This window comes from Psychrobacter sp. 1Y4 (genome assembly GCF_051847555.1).
In genome coordinates, this window is the sequence record NZ_JBPYDE010000389.1 from 1 (window position 1) to 805 (window position 805).

At 47.2% G+C, this 805-nt stretch carries 2 protein-coding genes; one reads left to right on the forward strand and one right to left on the reverse strand.

From position 1 onward, the window contains the following. Positions 1-456 (forward strand): peptidoglycan-binding domain-containing protein (locus ACS8FC_RS16515; RefSeq protein ID WP_439297574.1); only part of this gene is annotated, 456 nt, incomplete at its 5' end. Between the two features lie 121 nt (positions 457-577). On the opposite strand, the gene ACS8FC_RS16520 is transcribed toward ACS8FC_RS16515, so the two are convergent. Then, on the reverse strand, positions 578-805 hold a 228-nt coding region (locus ACS8FC_RS16520; RefSeq protein ID WP_439297575.1), incomplete at its 5' end, for a hypothetical protein.

The following is an 805-nucleotide window of genomic DNA, read 5'->3' on the forward strand; positions in this document are numbered from 1 at the left end:
AGTAGCAAAACGGACTTTATTACCGCTTGGCCAACAGATGATCCTGGTATAAGTCGCCAACAAGCAAAAGATATTCAGCAAGCCTTGCTAAATGCAGGCTATGATATTGGCGGTGTTGATGGCATTATTGGGGACAATACCCGTACCGCTATCCAGCAATACCAATCTAGTCGTGGCATTTTCCCAGCAGATGGACGCGCAGGCCAAAAGTTCTATCGTGCTATCGTTGGTAATGCAGCACCAAGTCAAGTCCAGTACGGTCAGCCAGCAAATAGCCGACCTTTGAACCCTGCGCCTGCCGATCGCATGGGACAACTGATTCAGCAACAGACCACTACGCCTAATAGCTACTCCGTGCAGCCATCAATTAGCCCTTCATCTAGCAATGCGCGGTATCGTCGCGTCACGAGTGCCGATGGTACGATCAAGCTGGTTCGCATTGACGAAGGGTCATAATAATGTACCGAATAGTCCCATCGTAAATCATTAAAAAAGCCACGCTATGATTAGCGTGGCTTTTTTATGTTTGATGCCTAGTAAAGACCTTCACCTATCACATCGATACTTAAAGAAAGATTTAGACAATAGGTGGCGGGTTTGGCTTACCGTTGTCACCGTCCCAGTTTTCACGAGCGTTATCGTCTAGATCAGCAGCCGTTTTTGGCTCCCACTTGCCATTTTCTTTCCAAGTCGCATCACCCCAGTCTTCATCTTCTGCTTTTCTATCCAAATCCTTATAAGCTTGGCTTGGATCGATGCCGCGGCGTTTCATATCTGCCACTTGCTCTTCTAGCGTATGAAATTG